This window comes from Nostoc sp. (assembly GCF_036919895.1).
Taxonomy (GTDB): Bacteria; Cyanobacteriota; Cyanobacteriia; order Cyanobacteriales; family Nostocaceae; genus Nostoc.
The window spans coordinates 1-17,997 of sequence record NZ_JBALBW010000109.1; the positions used below are offsets into that span (position 1 = coordinate 1).

Annotated in this window: 18 protein-coding genes; 12 read left to right on the plus strand and 6 right to left on the minus strand. The window is 41.6% G+C overall.

The genetic code is table 11. The features are described from left to right. Nucleotides 1–190, plus strand: a 190-nt coding sequence (locus tag V7K55_RS21445; protein ID WP_334834668.1) for a hypothetical protein, incomplete at its 5' end; no start/stop codon positions are given. A 245-nt stretch (nt 191–435) separates the two neighbouring features. Here the strand turns inward: V7K55_RS21445 and V7K55_RS21450 are convergent. Continuing rightward, nucleotides 436–2,163, minus strand: a complete 1,728-nt coding sequence (locus V7K55_RS21450; protein ID WP_334834670.1) for an Rqc2 family fibronectin-binding protein — start codon at nt 2,161–2,163, stop codon at nt 436–438. A 175-nt stretch (nt 2,164–2,338) separates the two neighbouring features. Beyond that, complete coding sequence (locus tag V7K55_RS21455; protein ID WP_334834671.1) at nt 2,339–3,604, minus strand: glycosyltransferase family 4 protein; 1,266 nt, start codon at nt 3,602–3,604, stop codon at nt 2,339–2,341. Between the two features lie 784 nt (nt 3,605–4,388). Here V7K55_RS21455 and psaK point away from each other — a divergent pair. Then, a complete protein-coding gene (gene psaK / locus V7K55_RS21460; protein WP_334834672.1) occupies nt 4,389–4,649 on the plus strand; it encodes a photosystem I reaction center subunit PsaK in 261 nt (86 codons plus the stop codon). Between the two features lie 132 nt (nt 4,650–4,781). On the opposite strand, the gene V7K55_RS21465 is transcribed toward psaK, so the two are convergent. After that, nucleotides 4,782–5,393 (minus strand): glutathione S-transferase family protein, encoded by a 612-nt coding sequence (locus V7K55_RS21465; RefSeq protein WP_094344660.1) that lies wholly within the window; start codon nt 5,391–5,393, stop codon nt 4,782–4,784. Nucleotides 5,394–5,594: 201 nt separating this feature from the next. Between V7K55_RS21465 and V7K55_RS21470 the strand changes: the two genes are divergently transcribed. From V7K55_RS21470 to V7K55_RS21485, 4 genes are all read left to right on the plus strand, one after another. Then, complete coding sequence (locus V7K55_RS21470; RefSeq protein ID WP_334834673.1) at nt 5,595–6,320, plus strand: SOS response-associated peptidase; 726 nt, start codon at nt 5,595–5,597, stop codon at nt 6,318–6,320. 90 nt (nt 6,321–6,410) lie between these two features. Next, nucleotides 6,411–6,932 carry a photosystem I assembly protein Ycf3 gene (locus V7K55_RS21475; protein WP_334834684.1) on the plus strand — a complete coding sequence of 174 codons (522 nt, stop codon included), beginning with the start codon at nt 6,411–6,413 and terminating at the stop codon, nt 6,930–6,932. A gap of 83 nt (nt 6,933–7,015) precedes the next feature. Further along, the gene (gene gatC / locus V7K55_RS21480) at nt 7,016–7,309 is read left to right on the plus strand and encodes an Asp-tRNA(Asn)/Glu-tRNA(Gln) amidotransferase subunit GatC (protein ID WP_334834674.1); all 294 of its coding nucleotides are present in this window, start codon (nt 7,016–7,018) and stop codon (nt 7,307–7,309) included. 826 nt (nt 7,310–8,135) lie between these two features. Next, the gene (locus V7K55_RS21485; protein ID WP_190936229.1) at nt 8,136–8,648 is read left to right on the plus strand and encodes a hypothetical protein; all 513 of its coding nucleotides are present in this window, start codon (nt 8,136–8,138) and stop codon (nt 8,646–8,648) included. A gap of 54 nt (nt 8,649–8,702) precedes the next feature. Here V7K55_RS21485 and V7K55_RS21490 read toward each other — a convergent pair whose 3' ends face one another. Next, entirely contained in the window at nt 8,703–9,284 is a 582-nt protein-coding gene (locus V7K55_RS21490; protein WP_334834675.1) for a thioredoxin family protein, read from the minus strand. Nucleotides 9,285–9,430: 146 nt separating this feature from the next. Further along, nucleotides 9,431–9,646 (minus strand): chlorophyll a/b-binding protein, encoded by a 216-nt coding sequence (locus V7K55_RS21495; protein ID WP_334834676.1) that lies wholly within the window; start codon nt 9,644–9,646, stop codon nt 9,431–9,433. A gap of 195 nt (nt 9,647–9,841) precedes the next feature. Between V7K55_RS21495 and thyX the strand changes: the two genes are divergently transcribed. The 3 genes from thyX to V7K55_RS21510 all read left to right on the plus strand — a co-directional run bounded on the left by thyX (nt 9,842) and on the right by V7K55_RS21510 (nt 14,486). Next, nucleotides 9,842–10,564, plus strand: a complete 723-nt coding sequence (gene thyX, locus V7K55_RS21500) for an FAD-dependent thymidylate synthase (RefSeq protein WP_334834677.1) — start codon at nt 9,842–9,844, stop codon at nt 10,562–10,564. A 190-nt stretch (nt 10,565–10,754) separates the two neighbouring features. Then, complete coding sequence (rtcA, locus tag V7K55_RS21505; RefSeq protein WP_334834678.1) at nt 10,755–11,801, plus strand: RNA 3'-terminal phosphate cyclase; 1,047 nt, start codon at nt 10,755–10,757, stop codon at nt 11,799–11,801. Nucleotides 11,802–12,149: 348 nt separating this feature from the next. Continuing rightward, nucleotides 12,150–14,486 carry an EF-hand domain-containing protein gene (locus tag V7K55_RS21510; RefSeq protein WP_334834679.1) on the plus strand — a complete coding sequence of 779 codons (2,337 nt, stop codon included), beginning with the start codon at nt 12,150–12,152 and terminating at the stop codon, nt 14,484–14,486. Between the two features lie 344 nt (nt 14,487–14,830). On the opposite strand, the gene V7K55_RS21515 is transcribed toward V7K55_RS21510, so the two are convergent. Then, nucleotides 14,831–16,288 (minus strand): MFS transporter, encoded by a 1,458-nt coding sequence (locus V7K55_RS21515; protein WP_334834680.1) that lies wholly within the window; start codon nt 16,286–16,288, stop codon nt 14,831–14,833. A 75-nt stretch (nt 16,289–16,363) separates the two neighbouring features. On the opposite strand from V7K55_RS21515, the gene V7K55_RS21520 reads away from it, so the two are divergent. From V7K55_RS21520 to V7K55_RS21530, 3 genes are read left to right on the plus strand one after another with little or no spacing between them, the layout of a single operon-like run. After that, nucleotides 16,364–16,879 (plus strand): phosphoribosyltransferase, encoded by a 516-nt coding sequence (locus tag V7K55_RS21520; protein ID WP_334834681.1) that lies wholly within the window; start codon nt 16,364–16,366, stop codon nt 16,877–16,879. 51 nt (nt 16,880–16,930) lie between these two features. Continuing rightward, nucleotides 16,931–17,284: a type II toxin-antitoxin system RelE/ParE family toxin gene (locus V7K55_RS21525; RefSeq protein ID WP_334834682.1), complete on the plus strand. Its 354-nt coding sequence runs from the start codon at nt 16,931–16,933 to the stop codon at nt 17,282–17,284. Beyond that, complete coding sequence (locus tag V7K55_RS21530; RefSeq protein WP_334834683.1) at nt 17,277–17,540, plus strand: HigA family addiction module antitoxin; 264 nt, start codon at nt 17,277–17,279, stop codon at nt 17,538–17,540. Before V7K55_RS21525 ends, V7K55_RS21530 begins: the two co-directional genes overlap by 8 nt. Nucleotides 17,541–17,997: the final 457 nt, after the last annotated feature.

The window sequence follows — 17,997 nt, forward strand, 5'->3', positions numbered from 1 at the left end:
TCCTTTCTCTAAAAAAATAGTTATTTTGTACTACATTTTGATTTTCAAAATGGGGTTAATACTCTATTTATTTCAAAATGAGAATTGCTGGGGAACATTGAGCAGAGGACTGAATCCTCGTGTCACAGCTTCAAGTCCGGTTCCTGACATATTAAAAAACAAAAAGACCAGCCTCCCACAGCTGGTCTAGAAAATGTTTTTTGCGTTGTCTTCTCAAGAGAGTTAAAACCCAATTGCGCGTTCCAAAAATGCAACGGGCAACTTTTCTTAACAAGATTGTAACAGTCAACACAGTTTTTTCCTGAATATTCATCAAAAAAAGATATGAGCAAAACTTAAAAGCCTCTATCTATTAGAATAATTCAGCAAATCGCAGGGCATAGATGGCATAGGAAGTAGGGGAAGGGGGCAGGGAGAATGACCAATGACTAATGACTAATGACCAATGACTATTTGTGGTTTTCCCCAGAGGATGCTCTCCTGCTTGTAAATGGCAATTCCCGGTTTTGCTCCTTTGGGTTTGTAGACGTGTTTTGGCTGGGTATAAACTACTGGTACTCGATCGCTTTGACGAGCGCGACTGTAGTAAGCTGCAAGATTAGCTACAAATTGCAAATCAGCTTCTTCTGCCACAGCACCGGGTTCTAGCCGTAGGAGTAAATGGCTCCCTGGAATTTCTTGAGCGTGGAACCAGATGTCATAATCCCCAGCGACACGAAAGGTTAATTGGTCATTTTGGCGATTGTTGCGGCCAATTAATACTTCAAAACCACTGGGGGTAAGGTAACGATGAAAGTTTGTGCTGGGGGGTTCGTTGGCGCTACGGCTGCGGTATTCTGGATCTTCTAGATACTTTTGCCCAATCAACTCTTCGCGGATTTCTTCTAAAGCTCGTAAATCTTCAGATGTTTGGTAGGTATCTATCTGAGCGATCGCAGCTTCTACTTGTTCTAAATACTCAATTTCTGTCTGTACTTCTAACAGTAGCGGTTCAACAGCAGCACGAGCGCGTTTCAGCTTTTGGTGCTGTTTATAAAGACCTTGGGCATTTTGGACAGCATTTTTATCTGGTTGGAGAGCGATCGCTACTGGCAAATTTGTCTCAAAATCAGCAAGGATAATTTCTTTCATCCCTGGTTGCCAGTTTTGCAGATGAGCCATCAATAAATCAGCTTTTTGTCGATATTCATCGGCTCGATCTGATTGCTGCAAGCGCGTTGTAAAGGTTTGAGCTTTATTCCGTAATTTCGCCAGAATATTATTCAATTTCTGACTCAACTGATGGCGCAATTGAGAAAATAACTGTTGGTCAATTTGGTTACTATAATAACGGTTGAGCAACTCCTGAACATCTTTGACTTTTTCAACTACACCCCAACCCATTACGGTGTAACCATCTTTTGTCCAAGCGGGTTGAAATTTTTTGGAATTTAAGGTTTGCAACCATTCTTGCCAACGCTTAAATAACCGTTGCCAATCGTCCGGGTTGAGAGTATCGGTGGATGTTTCTGGTGCGATATTTGCTTCTAGCAGCATTAACTCTAACAGTGCAGCACTCAAGCCACTATAACTTTTCAGCAATTGCCGCTTGATTGCTCCTGGCACTAAACTTACCCGTTCTTGCCAACGTTCTTGGGATTCGCTCAAACTAGGGACAGTTCCCGTCAGTTTGGGTGGTGTTTCATAAGGTTGTCCGGTTTGGATGGGACGGACACTAGATTGCTGCTGACTAACTTGATGAGCTGCGGTGATAATTATATTGCTGGCATCGGTAAGAATGACGTTGCTATATTTGCCCATGATTTCTGCATAGACATGATATAGGGCGCTTTCTCCCGGACGACGGGCAAATTGTAAATCGATAACACGCTCCCAAGGGGCGATCGCTTCAATACCCACCAGTGCCAAACCACCCAATTGGTGTATTAATTGTTGGCTAAAAGTAAAAGTATCTGGCGATCGCGGTGGTGGATCGCCGATACAAATATGTGCAGCTTGGGGATGCCAAGAAATTTGTAGCCAATCACGCTGTTTCAGGGTGCGTAATGCTATGGCAATAGTGTAGCGATCGCGCTGATAAACCTGTTCTATCCGCGAGGGCAGCCAGTTAGCGCGTATTTCGCTACAAGTAGCTGTAAGGGTGGTAAAGTCAACTGGTTGCATAGCCGTTCGCGTTCAAAGGTCGATGCTCAGTATACTTCTATCATCTCTAATAATGTAGGCATCCCCCAATTGATCCCATAAAAAATGTAGAGACGCAAGATTTTGCGTCTCTCTCCAAAAGAATTTATCGGTAGTAAGATGATTTTATTTGAAGTATATTAGGTTGCTTGAAACACTATTTAACAAGCAATGCAGGTTCTTTTGCTGATGGCTCCAACAATTGGGTGTAAAGTTCACTCAACTGAGTTGCGACACCATGCCAACTAAATTTGCTTTCGACACGCTTTCTGCCAGCTTTACCCAATTCATCTCGCCACTCTGGATCTAAGAGAATTCGGTCAATGGCAGACGCAAAAGCACCTACATCTTGTGGTGGCGCTAATAAACCAGTTTCTTCATTAACTACGGTAAATTGAAGTCCGCCAACATCACTAGCTACAACTGGTGTACGGCTTGCCATCGCTTCGATCGCAACCAGTCCAAAGGGTTCGTAGTGACTGGGAACAACGCAGACATCGGCAGATGCGTAATAAGTTGGTAAAATACGTTGACTGAGACAACCAGGAAAGATGGTTAAGTGACTGATTCTTAAGTCGTGGACGATTTGCTCAATGCGATCGCGCTCAATACCGTCGCTGTTACCTGGAGTACTACCACCACCAATCATTAGCTTCAGATTCTTGGAGTCACGCAGCCCAGACTCGTTTACTGCACGCACTAGGGTTTCTATACCTTTGCGTTGGTCAAAACGTCCTACATATAATACAACTTTGGCATCTTTGGCAATTTCCATTTCGGCCCTGGCTGCTTCTCGCCCAATGGAACCAAATCGTTGAATATCTGTGCCGCAGGGAATGATATCGATGTTACCTTCAGTGGAAACTAGCGATCGCATGTGTTGCTGTTCTTGCGGACTTGTCGCCACAATTCGCTCTGCTGTTTCTAACACCTGTTTTTCCACAGCTAATCGCTGACTAGCAATTAGAGGAATATTTTCTATAGTATTGTACTTGACTGCTCCTAATGAGTGGTAGGTATGAACCTGTTTACTCTGTTGGATTTTCTTTAATTGCATTCCTACCCAACTAGAGAGCCAATAGTTAGTGTGAACTAACTGGTATGTAATGTCATCTTTTACTTGAAATTTGAGGAAATTATCCACAAATTCTGGCAGATATTCAAAAATCTCATCTCGTGGCACAAACTCAACAGGCCCAGCTTTTAAACGAATAGTCCGACAATTATCGCTATGTTTAACAATTGAGTCTTGCTCCAGACTCGCCTTGCGGGTAAACATATCAACTTTCCATCCCAGATGCGCTAGTGCTTCACCCACCTGGCGCACATAAACATTTTGTCCTCCAGCTTCTTCTTTGCCTATTTCAATCGCCGGATCTCCGTGGACGGAAATTAAGGCGATACGTTTTTCGGTAGAGTTCATAGTTTGTGTGTTGCTGATTTTAACAAAGCTTTAGACTGTTCCAAGTTCGTGTATAGCACACTTACCAGAATTGTTTAGTAACCTTGATGAATATTTGTTTCAATTCAATTTAAATTAATATATAATACATTTTTTTTTAACATCTTCTGCCAGAAGTATAGTTTTCGGTTAATTATTTATATTTATTTTTTTGGTAGAGGAAAATCTTTCCTTGTATCTCGTACTTTTGATAGATAAAAATTATATTTTTATTTATGCAGATATAATTCTATTGATAGACGCATTAACGTTAGTTGCACAAGGTTATAGTAAGTATATTCACTACGCCCAACAACTCTAACCCAAGAGGATGAAATTTTTTATTTTCCTAGTGGGTGCAAGCAACCAGGAAAATAAAAAATTCACTATAAAGTAAAGCATAAGCTTAAATTATATGTTTGAAAACCTACAATAAATCTCGAATGTAGCTAAGTAGCTCACAGGCAAAACTATATGTTATTTTTGCAACCCAAAAACTGTGACTAAAATTTGCTTTGTATAAACCTCTATATAATTTTCCTGGTTATTTGAAAAGTAGGTATAATTTTAAACCGATAAACTGCTGACTTCTGACGTTGAAATTCAAACCAGCTAGCACAGTTAACTCACCACATTGAGAGCGAGTTGTATTAAGTAGTGAGAATAACTGTTAAATATTGATGCAAAATTGGGTGTTTTGTTGAATTTGCTTCGGAAAGTTTCAGATTATATTTTCAATCATTAATAAATCTCAGGAGCAAATCAGGTGTTTACTTCAACCTTACTCGCTGCTGCAACCACACCCCTGCAATGGAGTCCGACAGTTGGACTGATTATCATTATTGCTAATATCATTGCCATTGCCTTTGGTAAATCTACCATCAAACATCCCAATGCAGAACCAGGACTACCCTCAGCTAATCTCTTTGGTGGTTTTGGTTTACCAGCCCTTTTAGCAACCACCGCCTTTGGTCATATCTTAGGAGTAGGCGCTGTTTTAGGGCTGCATAACCTGGGAAGAATTTAGATTCTTACCCAAGTTAGCCTTTATTTGATGATTTTTTTGTCTCCAACCTTGAGCCAGAGAGTTAGTTCTCTGGCTCTTTACTTATTGTTACGTGGATATAAATAGCTGTTCGCTTTAATTTGATTGCTCAAGTTATGCTTGTGTAATACTAATGTATCTTGGTTGAGCTTTGACTCTTTCTATCCAAGTTTGAATAGCAGGAAATTGTGTTAAATCGAACCCACCTTCGTCCGCTACATGAGTGTAAGCAAACAAGGAAATATCAGCAATCGTGTAACGCTCTCCCACAAAAAAAATGTGAGAGGTTAAGTGTTTTTCCATCAAGTTAAGTGCTGCATAACCTGGCTCGCGTTTTTGCTTAATAACTTCACTATATTCTTCAGTTTTACCTAAAATAGAAATCCAAAATCTTAATGTAGCAATAAATGGTTCATGGCTATACTGTTCAAAACACAACCATTGCAACACTTGCGCTCGTAAAAAGCGGTCATAAGGTAAAAATTCTGTACCTTCACTCAGATATACCAATATAGCATTTGATTCTGCCAAGTATTTCCCTGGCTCAATTTCTAGAATAGGTATCTTCCCGTTAGGATTTTTACTTAAAAATTCTGGTGTTCGAGTCTCGCCTTTTAAAATGTTAAGCTCTACTCTCTCAAAAGGCATACCTAGTTGTGTGAATAAAAGACGTATCTTATAACCATTACCAGAAGGTAAAAAATCGTACAAACGCAGTAGTTCCATGCTAAAATACAGTTAACAATATGTTGATAAGTTGAAGCTTTAAAATACAATATTCTACCAAAAAATTTTCCCAAAACCGGATAATTTATTTTAAAACGTAGATTCTGAGTACTAGAGAAAATTATCTGAGAAAATAAAAATAATATTTGATTGAGTTCTAGATTGAGATGTTTAGTTGAGTTAGTGGTCGAGAATAAAAGTATGTGTGGAAGATTTACTCTAAACCAGTCAGCAGAAGCTTTAGCTCAAGTTTTTCATGTCGAGCCAGTTCTGGATTTAGCTGCCGATTTTAACATTGCACCAACGCGAATGGTGGCAACAGTGTTACGAAACCCTGAAAGCGAAAAGCGTGAATTTCAACAGTTGTATTGGGGATTAATTCCCTCATGGGCGAAAGATGCAGGAATGGGGGCAAAGCTGATTAACGCTAGGGCAGAAACTGTTGCCGAAAAACCTGCTTTTCGCTCGGCTTTTAAGCATCGACGCTGTTTAGTACTAGCTGATGGCTTTTATGAGTGGCAACGCCAACAAAGTAAAAAGCAGCCATTTTATTTTCGCCTTCAAGATGGGCAACCCTTCGCTTTTGCTGGTTTGTGGGAGAGATGGCGATGCCTACGGCAACCCGAAGCGGGAACGCCTGCTAACGAGGAAGTAATTTCTTGTACAATCTTGACAACGGCAGCTAACGAATTACTCCAACCTATCCACGAGCGGATGCCAGTAATTCTAGAGCCACAAGATTACGATTTATGGCTAGATTCTCAAGTGCAAACGCCTCAAACTCTACAGGAGCTATTGCGTCCCTATCCAGCGCCAGCAATGATTGCCTATCCAGTTAGCACTTTGGTAAACAACTCTCGCCATCATAGTCCAGAGTGCATCATCCCATTAAGTGAAAAGAATGCCCCCACAAATCAGTTAAATTAACTATTGAGTGTGCTAGAGGATTGGGGAGATGAGGGAACAATGCCCAATGCCCCATGCCCAATGCCCCATGCCCCATACCTAGAGAAAAATATGCCTAGAACGCAAAAAAACGATAATTTTGTTGACAAATCCTTTACAGTGATGGCGGATATCATCCTGAAGATCCTGCCAACTAACAAAAAAGCAAAAGAAGCGTTTGTTTATTATCGAGATGGCATGTCGGCCCAAGCAGAAGGGGAATACGCTGAAGCATTGGAATACTATGAAGAAGCTCTAACACTAGAGGAAGATACCAACGATCGCGGCTATATTCTCTACAATATGGGGCTAATCTATGCCAGCAACGGCGACCACAATAAAGCTTTAGAACTGTATCACCAGGCAATTGAGTTAAACCCACGGATGCCCCAAGCCTTGAACAACATCGCCGTAATTTACCACTACCAAGGCGAAAAGGAAAAAGAAAGTGGAGATAACGAGGCTGGCGAAGCACTCTTTGACCAAGCCGCAGACTATTGGATTCGAGCTATTCGCATGGCTCCCAATAACTACATCGAAGCCCAAAACTGGCTAAAAACCACCAGGCGATCGCAAATTGACGTATTCTTCTAAAAATGATGAGTTAGGAATTATGAATCATTCATTCCTAACTCCTAACTCCTAACTCCTCACTCCTCACTCCTAACTAAAAAAATATGATTGACCAAGAACAAGTCCATAAAGTAGCTAATCTTGCTCGTTTAGAATTGACTCCAGAAGAAGAGGAACAATTCACTACCCAGTTAGGAAGTATTCTGGATTATATTCAACAGTTGGATGAACTTGATGTCAGTAATGTGCCCCCAACAACACGGGCAATTGATGTCAGCAATATTACACGAGAAGATCGATTGCAACCCTATCCTGACCGGGAAAGTATTCTTAACAATGCGCCTGAACAAGAAGGCGAATTTTTCAAAGTTCCCAAAATCCTTAACAGCAATGATTAATTGACAAGATTGGAGAGCCAAGAAAATCATTGCAAGCTGTAGGGGAGATAGGATAAGCTAAAGCATCCTTCGCCCCTACCTCAGCGCCCATTCCAAAATAACCAAAATAAGTAGATATAGATTCTAGTTTACTTCGCTTGAGATTGCGATCGTTGTGTAGACGCGTAGCAGTTAACTAGAGCGCCCAACATTAGAGTATGGTTATACCGATTAATAGTGAGGTTGCATAGAACAAAGGGATTTTGCTCCAAGTCTTGCCAAACCTGACTTTGTAAAGCCTCCTAGAGAATTGGTATTAGTATCCATGTCATCCAAATGCCATCGTGTAAAAATAGTCTAAAAGAAGGCTACAGAATAATTAACTTGTGATGAAAAGTCTTCGTGAGTTTCTACGGTCATAACAGAAGCCGACATTAGGATAAACTGGCTTTTGAATACACCGGAAGTTCATCAGCGACTTAATTTGTCGCTTCTGGTGACTTCTTGTCTGGTATACTATTGCTTTTTGCTGTATGAAACTTACTCCAATTTATGGTAAGTCTCCCTCAAGAAGGTTTCTGAGCATCGAAAATGACTTCCACTGTTTTGAGGCTATAGCTTTAGAATATTTACAAGCTTTACTTACAAATTAGCTCTCTAGAAAAAGTACCCTTTTGCTGTCTAAGCTGACATTCTACCTATTTCTATAAGGATTTGTGTAGCTTAACAAATCAGCAGATTCATTAATATTAAGCCTGTTTTACTATTTAGTTTCTTACCCTGACCTATTAGACAGCTAGAGTGTTCATTTCATTTTATTCAATAGCTTTTAGCCCTTATCGCTCCCATGCTGACCCATCACCGCAAACCCGTGTGCTTATCACTTATTTCCACTGACCTACCAATCTGGTCTGTTGTCGAAACTGCCGCGACATTGTATCAAAAAGATACTGATAGATTCCATTTGCTGCTGACTGCACCACCCTTAATTAGCTGTGAAGTAGAGAGTGTAGTAAGTCCAGAGGATACACTTCCTCAAAGTAAAAGCAAAGCTTACGCCCCTAACAGTCCCAGAATTTTGTGGCTGGAGATTTCTCCTTACCGGGTCATTATGACTATGCAAGGTAACGCTCAAGTGAGTTACCGTCACTTTTGGGAACAGGGGGTTTATGGTATTAGTCGCTATTGGTTGCCAACTGAGTCATTACAACCTAACGATCCGATTCGTTTGCGAAATTTTACTAGTAGCCTAACTCTCAACGGACATCCCTTGCCAGAAAATTTACGTCTGGAATATGAATTGTGGGCAGAAAAAGTCCAACTGGGATGCTACATACTTAATTTGGAAATTAAACACTGATAATCATGGGGAACAGGGAGAAAGAAATACCCAATGCCCCATGCCCAATCGCTTTTAACCAAAATAACTGGGTTGGTTTCCAGATTTCCATTTAATATTGCAACCAACACTCGGCTTTTGCTCGCTTGTAACAGGTTGACCCGCCAGCACTGCTTCAATGGCTGCCCGTAAATCTGCACCGGTTACGGGTTTGCCATTACTTGGGCGGCTATCATCTAGTTGTCCCCGATAAACAAGTTGGCGCTGCTCGTCAAAGACAAAAAAATCTGGTGTGCAGGCTGCTGTATAAGCCTTTGCCGTTTCCTGGCTCTCGTCATAGCATAAGGTAAAATTAAACCCTTGTTCTGTGGCAAATGCTTGTAATGACTCTGGCGCATCATCTGGGTAATTTTTTGCATCGTTAGCACTGATGGCAACGATCGCTAAATCACTTGTAAAATAATCTTTTCCTAACTGCACTAATTCTTGTTGAATGTGCTTTACAAATGGGCAATGCCGACAAATAAACATTACTACCAGCGCTTTTTTTTCTGCAAAGGTAGAAAGTGAAGTTGCCTTTCCAGAGACTACTTCCGGTAGATCAAAATCTGGTGCTTTTGTGCCTAACGGCAACATAGTTGAAGCAGTTAAAGCCATAATTTACCTGATAACTTTATGTTGATAACTAAGAGCTTTTGCTATCAGTATATTTTTACTCTAGCACTAAGTTTTCCATAAAAATAAGAGACGGTAAATTTACCGTCTCTTATTTTTTTTGAGAATTACATTATAAAAATTAGTTATTACAGATTTGCCAAAACACCAACAATACCATGTCCTGTGAATACTTCTAATGCTATCAGAGAGACAAAACCAATCATTGCTAAACGACCGTTGAGCAGTTCTGCGTAGGGAGTGAAGCCAGTGCGATCGCCTTGCTCATCTATATAAACCTTTGGCTCGATCGCAAAGTTATTCAGTTTGCCTTGGTCGTCAATTATAGCAGTGTTTGTACGCATGGATTTTTCCTTGTCTTCTCTTTATGTAAACAAGTGTAACAAAGTCATTAACATTTGTAAAGTATCTTAATCTGCTCAAGTAGAAGCCCAAGGCAGAGATATGATAATGGATCGAGTTTAAAGCTATGTCTAACAAACAGGCCCTGCTCCTTGTGTGTAAGCACTTTCAGTAACAAATCCGTTCCCCATAAGCTAATGCATCGATTTCGAGTAGAGGTTATTGCCAAAACACTAAACCCGCAGCAGGTGATTTACGCCGCGATGCACCAGGATTATACCGATGGGTTCGTTTTCGATCAGCGCGACTCCTGGCCCTCTGAGTCACAAAGCGGCGAAGTTATTGTTAAGCGACTTTTAGTAGGTGAGAGAGGACACTATGGGCCTTTAGAGCATCCCCAGATTGTTTTTAACTGTGGCTACTTTCCCCACAATGTCATGCAGCAAGCCCGGACTCATCGTGTAGGGGTATCATTTGATGTCCAATCTTTTAGATACACAGGCAACCAATTTATCGATGTAGTAGAAGGTAAGAAAGACATAGAAGATGTTTTTTACTTACGTCCCATTGGTTATTACACTGATAGACAAGGCAAAAAGTACTACTATTCACCAGAGCAACGAGCAGCAGATTTGGAATGGTGTTTAGAAGCAGCAAAACGATATAAAGCTGATTTTGAGGCTGGAATGTCTGAAGAACATGCAAGAGGAAAAGTGCCTTTTGACTATCGCCAGCATTTTGTAGTTAGTTTCAATTTAAGGTCTTTTTTGCATTTTTGTGACCTGAGAAATAAGAAAGATGCTCAACTGGAAATTCAAAAGTTGTGTGAAATGATGTGGCCTCACTTTGAAGATTGGGCACCCGCGATCGCACAATGGTACGAAAAGCAGCGTTTAGGTAAGGCTAGACTTGCACCATAATCATCCTTTTGGGGACAGATTGAGAATGTCCTACTTGGATTTATTCGGCTACTGCGTTCTGCCTCAAAACTCCTGAATTCTGTTACACTCAAACCATTTTCTGTATATTTGTGTAACTTGCCTCCAAGAAGCTAGCAATTAGGCGTTTATAATTTGTGGTTTGATTTCAAAAGCCGATCCAAAATCGCCCATGATTGAAATTGACGGTTCCTACGGAGAGGGAGGGGGACAAGTTCTTCGCACTTCCTTAAGTCTAGCCGCCATCACTGGCGAACCCATACGGATTTCAGGTATTCGCGCTGGACGCAAAAAGCCAGGATTAGCCGCACAACACTTAACAGCCGTTCGGGCTGCGGGTAGAATTTGTAATGCCCAATTACAGGGTGATGCTTTGGGTTCAACGCTGCTAGAATTCATCCCAGGTAGTGCTGTGCAAGCGGGAATTTATACCTTTGATGTTAGTAAAGCACAACAAGGTGGTTCTGCGGGTGCGATCGCTCTGGTTTTACAGACAATCCTCTTACCCTTAGCACTAGCATTCGGTAATTCCCAGGTAACACTAAAGGGTGGAACTCATGTAAACTTTAGCCCGACAGTGACTTATATAGAGCAAGTTTATCTGCCCATACTGCAACGCATGGGAGTAGAGTCCCAAGTCAAGTTAGGCGCTTGGGGGTGGTTTCCCCAAGGAGGTGGAGAGGTACAGTTACAGGTGAGTGGTGAGACTCAACTAGGCGGGATCAACTTGCTAGAACGTGGAGAATTACAACAGGTACGAGGACTCGCAGTGGTGACGGAATTGCCTTCTCATATTCCGCAACGGATGGCGAATCGGGCCGAGAATTTGTTACGGGAAGCCAATTTGAAAGTTCGCGTGCAGACTTTGCGAGAAAGAGGTGTAGCACCAGGGGCAGGTATTTTTTTAACTGCTGAGTATCAGAACAGCTTAACTGGCTTTGGTGGGTTTGGGCATTTAAGGTTATCGGCGGAGACAGTCGCAGAGATTGCTTGTCAGCAATTATTTGAGTTTCATCAAACTGGTGCAGCAGTGGATGAACATCTAGCAGATCAGTTATTATTACCAGCTGCTTTAGCGTCACAGGGAAGTCAGTATCGAGTCGCTGAAGTGAGTAGACATTTGACGACCAATGCAGCAGTAATTGAACAATTTGGGCTGGCGCAGATAACAGTAGATGAAATTGAAAAAATAGTGTCTGTGATGCCTTTAACTAGATGAAATAGAGTGCGGCTAATCAGCGATCGTTAAAATTTATTTAACCAGATGTCTACTAAATGAGTTTTAGACCCCATCCATAACGCGACAACCTTTACATTTCGGGAACTCTTAGCCGATTTTAATTACGAATTAGTAAGTAAATTAGCACAATAAAACCAAACTGTGTGAAGAAAAGTAAATAAGGCTCAAACCCTTTTTCCCCCTATTCCCTGCTCCCTGCTCCCTGCCTTGTCCAAACGATAATTATTTACGCCGACCTACTTACGACCTACTTAATTATATTGAAGTAGCTGTTAAAAAACATGGTAATAAATTTATTAGTGACACCTATGCAATTGGAATAAAACCGTGATTAATGAACAAGAAATAGAAAAATTGTGGCAAGCCTTCAAAGTATTAGACGTAGACGGCAACGGAGCGATCTCAACCGAGGAATTGGGGGAGGTAATGCGATCGCTAGGGCAGAATCCCACTGAAGCAGGGCTGCGTGACTTGATTAAGGAAATTGACGTTGACTTGTCAGGGACTATCGACTTTGAAGAATTCAAAACGCTGATGATAGCGAAAGTAGGCGATCGCGAAAGTCGCCTTAAGTTAGCCTTTAGCGCCTTTGATGAGGATGGTAGCGGTCAGATTACTCTCGTCGAATTACGGACTGTTATGACTCAATTTGGTCTGACAGATGCTGAATTGAAAGAGATGTTGCAGGAAGTAGATGGCGATGGCGATGGCTCAATTGACTTTAAGGAATTCTGTCAGCTAGTACCGGAAGAGTCAGAAAGCAAAACTGGTTATCAAGACTCACCGATTTCCCTTAACAGTTCGCTCAAGACAGTTGTTACTTCCAGTGATGCCGCAGCAGCCAGTAACCAGCCAATAGAAGAAGCAACGACTCCAGAGCTAGCACAGCTAAGAGAACAGTTAGCACAACACCCAAACTCACCAAATCAGAAAAAAAGTGGTACGTCCCCCTTGCAAATGCAGATTGGTCTGTTTCGTTTGATTCAAGGAGCAGCCTACCGCAGTTTCCGTGAGAGTTTCTCCGCCAACCACGAAACTCACTTGCGGGTGAAAAACTTGCCATATAGAATTACTGACTTTGTGGAATTTGTCAAACAGGCGATCGCACTCTACAAAAAATTAGGTATAGTCTCCGAGGATTGCTACCCCGTCCTAGATGCAGTCGTTGAATCCCTTGCGGACGAATATGCCCGATTAAAAGAGCGGATCAAAAACTGGCAAACAGTGGCAAAGACACCAGAAATGTTGGCAGAGCAGAAAGCGATTTTAGAGGCGCGGAGTAAATTTGCCAATGTCAAAGAAAAGTTTGCTGCTGGAGTCGAGTTTGCAATTACCATCAAAAAGAAAAGTCTCAGCTTAGGTGACATTGTAGAAGGTGTCCTTGCCATTAACGAACTCAATCGCCTCCGAGGAATAGAACTGAATGAAGAAATGGCTCCACCACCAACTAAATCTACTGGAAATCCCAAAGACTATTTGCATAAGTGGAACCGCGTTATTCTCTCCCAGGCAACCGAGGAAGTAGATGGTGCAATTATGCCAGTAGCATACTGGTATGAAGACTTTATGCCAAAATTGTTGGCGGCCTTTAGTGTCTCAACAACGGCAGATATCCAAAGCAACACCGTACCCAACGAGGCAGCTTTAGACGAGTGGTATCAGTCTACAAAAAACTCAGGAGAATTTAACCGCTATGGGGAGGATGTTGCCGAAAATTTTCCCCATTGCACTCCCAAACAGAAACTGATACTCAAACAAGCATGGCGGTTAACACATCACTACCTAAATGGAGTGCAGAAACGGCGCGAACGCCTAGAATTTGGACGAGAATCAGGGGCGCTATCGCAGTATGTAGCATTTATTGATGTCTATCTAAATCGGACTGAAGTGAAGGATTCCCAGATGCGAGTCAGCTTTCCATATTACATTGGCCCAGCAGTGTGGCGCTTCTTCCACACCACAGCTGAGATTGTGTCTACCAAGACTGATATTCAGCAAAAAGCCACAGTAGCAACCTTCAAAGACTTCTTCCAACTGTTTGCCACCATGTATCCCTGTCCCTACTGCCGCCATCACCTGAATATGTACGTTGTGCAAAACAAGGAGGTAGATATGTATCCGATAGAATACCTTGTACTTGGGCGCGATCCCAACCTGACTGACTTTGAGGTGTCATTGGAAGCAAAGTTATCAACCGTGGTAGATGGTTCCTCTCTGCGTTTATTCTTCTGGAAACTGCACAACACTGTTTCCTCCTCCATTGCTCGTTCTGAGGAATGGTATCACAAAGATGAGAAGGCGTTTTACACCACTCGTTTTTGGCCCAGCCTTGACTCTGAGTTAGCAAGAGCCAATGCACTCAAGTACACCAGCATAGAAACTGCTCGCATCTATAATATCTACGGAATTCTTAAGCCATTGGCACGACTGACAGGAGTAAAAACGGAATTACCAAAGCTGCTGGAAAAGGGTGATGAAAATAATCTCAAGGAAGCATGTATAGTTGCACAGAACCACATTAAGGATTTAGAGGAAGCTGTCATCAACGGACAGTTTCTGCAAGAGACATACTACTTTGACCCTAGCCTTGTAGATAAAGCTCCACTTTTCACCCCTGAAGAAGAAGAGTTTGCTCGAACTGGGATGTTTACAGAAACCACTTAAAATAATTCGTAATGGGCTAACGCCCCGCTACGCTAACGTAATTCGTAATATCATGTCCGCTTAATTGCTTATTAGACCCGAAGAACCCCACCCCGCCAAAGCTATGCCTTGTCTCCCCTTCCCGCAAGCGGGGAGGGGTTCTTTTCTTATGGGTAATTAATTGCACATGATATAATTCGTAACTAAGAATTCAATATAATTACCAATTAGTAATTAAAAGCCGAGTTACAGTCCCTGACCTCTACAAGTGGTAACAGAGTTTATTGAAGTTTCAGCCTGTTATGGATGTGGATTTAGACCCCAATCATAACGTAATTACGTTAGTGTAGCGGGGCGTTAGCCCATTACGAATTAGTCTTCCTCTCTTGCCGTTCTTTGAGTTTCAGCACGATCTCTGCGTGCATCTCGCGGGTAATTGGGTAAAAATACGTTAAAACTAAGCCACAAAGCAAACAAACTGTAGGTATGGGGCCAACGGCAACGCGAATAGCAAACAGTGCCGATTCAGGTTGGATGGGTAGTGGACTTCCGGCTACGGATTCTTTAAAACCCGATACTTGCAAAGCATTTCCCACTAAAAACAGCCCAAAAGCTAAACCAAATTTTTGTAGCAAAACCATAAAGCCATAAAAAATACCTTCTCTGCGTTGTCCGGTTTGGAGTTCATCTAATTCAATTACATCTGGAATCATCGACCAGGGAATTAGATAAGCTGTGGAGACACCAAAACCAGCCATAACAGCCATCACATACATTAAAACTATTTGACCAGGTTGTAAGAAAAATAGTCCGATCGCTGCTATTATCCATAAACTCATTCCCAGAAAATAAACAATTTTTTTGCCGATTTTTTTACTTAACGCCCCCCAGACAAATAGCATCAGCAGAGCAGTTCCTTGTACTGCAATCAGAATCATGGGCACATCTGATTCTTCTTTGAGACCCATATAATTGACTACAAAATAGGGAATAATGCTGGCTGTTATCTGCACACCTAGCCAAGAAAAAAGATATATACCAATAACAAATAAAAAAGGTCGGTTACTAAAGACAATTTTTAGCTGTTGGCCGAAGGGAAGAGATGGAGGTTCCTCGGTTTGGATGCGTTTGGCCTCAAAAGCCAAGATGCGATCGCGGACTCCAAAAACGCACCAATATAACCCTAAAATCGAAATTACAGTACAAATTGCCGCTAAAACCAGATATCGTTGTTGGCGATCGGCAATCTGCGAAAAAATAATTCCCGTTAAAATCAATGACAGAATGCTGCCACCAATGGAAAATGTAAAGCGATAGCTGTTAAGGCTGGTGCGTTCGTCGTAATCTTGAGTTAGTTCTGGAGTCATCGCCGTATAAGGCAAATTCACAACCGTGTAAAAGGACTGAGATAGAATCCCAATCACTACGTAATACCAGAACAGCGGCCAAATATTACCACTCTGATTTGCACTAAATCGCGGTACAATCCACTGCAAGAAGAAGAAAATTCCAAAGGGGATTGCTCCATAAAACATCCAGGGAAGACGACGGCCCCAACGCCGAGATTTTGTTTTATCAGTCAGGAACCCGACAAGCGGATCGTTTACCCCATCCCAGATTTTGCCAATCATCAAAATAGTGCCAGCTAAACCCGCAGGGATACCAGCAACACTGGTAAAGAAAATCAGCAGATAAAAGACAGAGATATTTGCAGTAATTGCTGGCCCTAAATCCCCTGCACCGTAAGCCAGCTTTGTTTTCAAGTTGAGTTTTTCACTGAGAATATCTCGTTTGGCATCGCCATCAGCAGCAGAATCATTCATAAAACTTTGCACTCATACTAAAATAAAAAATCTGCACGCCTTCAATACTAGCTATCTACCACTCCCGTTAGACTTATGCCAGACCTTTATGTTTCTTGGTCAGATTATCACCAAAAAATTGAACAACTGGCTATCCAGATTTATCAATCTGGCTGGGAATTCAACCAGATTATCTGTCTTGCCAGAGGAGGACTACGAGTGGGAGATATTCTTTCCCGTATATATCAGCAACCACTGGCAATTTTAGCAACCTCATCTTACAGTGGCACTGGCAAGCAAGAAAGAAGTAATTTAGTTTTATCTCGTCACTTGACAATGACTGCCGAAAAGTTAGGTTCGCGCATTCTTTTAGTGGATGACTTAGTAGACTCTGGGGTAACACTAGAACAGACTATACCTTGGCTCAAGCAAAATACTGATTCCCCAATTGAGGGAATTCGCACCGCCGTCCTTTGGTATAAAGCCTGTTCAGTTATAGCACCTGATTATTATGTTGATTACTTGGCTGACAACCCTTGGATTCACCAACCCTTTGAACACTACGAGCAGATGAACCCCGCACAACTAGCGGCTAAGGTCAGTCCGTGTTGATAAGTCCTATGTACAGTTGACAAATGTAACCCTTGGGTTACGATTTAGACAGTGATTAAGACGTTTAAGCATAAAGGACTGGAAAAACTTTTTGAACTTGATGATAGAAGCGGTATTCAGCCTAAACACGCAGAAAAATTACTCGATATTCTTGATAGACTTCATGCATCTTCTCAAGTTGAGGATATGAGATACCCAGGTTCTAGCCTTCACCAGTTAAAAGGCGATGTCTACGACGGGCTATGCCTACGAAAAAATGAATGGTCGGTAAAAGTATCTGGAAATTGGCGTGTAACCTTTCAATTTGAAGATGGTAATGCTTACGTTGTTGATTACGAAGATTATCACTATGAATTTGATTATGATAACGAAAAGAAAGCCGAGACATCCTGGTGCTTTGATTAAGCGTCAATATTTAGAACCTTTAAAAATGACCAATACTCAGCTAGCTGAGATTTTAGATGTCTCACGTAAAACAGTTTCAGAAATTGTAAATGAGCAAGCTGGTGTTTCTCCCACTATGGCGCTTCGTTTAGCAATAGCTTTTCAAACGACTCCAGAACTTTGGTTAAATCTTCAGCAAAACTACGATCTTTGGAATGCTGCACAAGAATCTGAAAGTTTTAAAAAAATATCTCCTATCAATTTACAGCCTTCTTAATTAGCAGTCTAATAGAATGTGTAAAGCCCAGAGACATCCCTCTGGGCTTCTAATTATAAAGATTTTAAATAAATTACGGCTCTACCGATCCCCTTATGGTGATTAAACCTCAATCAGGGTGAAAGTCTTATAAGGCAAGGCTTATCAAGCTTAAACATATTATTTTGGTTGAAATACTTACGGGGTAAAGCTTTTAAAGATTTTCAACCCGATTTTGCATCAGGGGATCGGTAGAGCCCCGATTATTATGTTGATTATCTGCCTAACAACCCCTGGATTCACTAACCCTTTGAACACTACGAGCAGAGGAACATCGTAGAACTTGCAGTTCGTGTTGATAAATACATATAGGAATCCTATTTGATTTTTGAAAAAGATTACGAGATAATAGGGATGAGTGTACAAGTGTAAGAACAGACAATGATAAATCAGCATCTACAAACGGCAACACTACCTG

What these genes read in the sequence shown, in the direction of transcription:
- V7K55_RS21455 (WP_334834671.1), bottom strand. Translation starts at nt 3,604, where the DNA reads ATGAACTCTACCGAAAAACGTATCGCCTTAATTTCCGTCCACGGAGAT.
- gatC (WP_334834674.1), top strand. Translation starts at nt 7,016, where the DNA reads ATGATTGACCAAGAACAAGTCCATAAAGTAGCTAATCTTGCTCGTTTA.
- V7K55_RS21515 (WP_334834680.1), bottom strand. Translation starts at nt 16,288, where the DNA reads ATGAATGATTCTGCTGCTGATGGCGATGCCAAACGAGATATTCTCAGT.
- thyX (WP_334834677.1), top strand. Translation starts at nt 9,842, where the DNA reads ATGCATCGATTTCGAGTAGAGGTTATTGCCAAAACACTAAACCCGCAG.
- V7K55_RS21495 (WP_334834676.1), bottom strand. Translation starts at nt 9,646, where the DNA reads ATGCGTACAAACACTGCTATAATTGACGACCAAGGCAAACTGAATAAC.
- V7K55_RS21520 (WP_334834681.1), top strand. Translation starts at nt 16,364, where the DNA reads ATGCCAGACCTTTATGTTTCTTGGTCAGATTATCACCAAAAAATTGAA.
- V7K55_RS21465 (WP_094344660.1), bottom strand. Translation starts at nt 5,393, where the DNA reads ATGGAACTACTGCGTTTGTACGATTTTTTACCTTCTGGTAATGGTTAT.
- V7K55_RS21475 (WP_334834684.1), top strand. Translation starts at nt 6,411, where the DNA reads ATGCCTAGAACGCAAAAAAACGATAATTTTGTTGACAAATCCTTTACA.
- rtcA (WP_334834678.1), top strand. Translation starts at nt 10,755, where the DNA reads ATGATTGAAATTGACGGTTCCTACGGAGAGGGAGGGGGACAAGTTCTT.
- V7K55_RS21450 (WP_334834670.1), bottom strand. Translation starts at nt 2,163, where the DNA reads ATGCAACCAGTTGACTTTACCACCCTTACAGCTACTTGTAGCGAAATA.
- V7K55_RS21485 (WP_190936229.1), top strand. Translation starts at nt 8,136, where the DNA reads ATGCTGACCCATCACCGCAAACCCGTGTGCTTATCACTTATTTCCACT.
- V7K55_RS21470 (WP_334834673.1), top strand. Translation starts at nt 5,595, where the DNA reads ATGTGTGGAAGATTTACTCTAAACCAGTCAGCAGAAGCTTTAGCTCAA.
- V7K55_RS21490 (WP_334834675.1), bottom strand. Translation starts at nt 9,284, where the DNA reads ATGGCTTTAACTGCTTCAACTATGTTGCCGTTAGGCACAAAAGCACCA.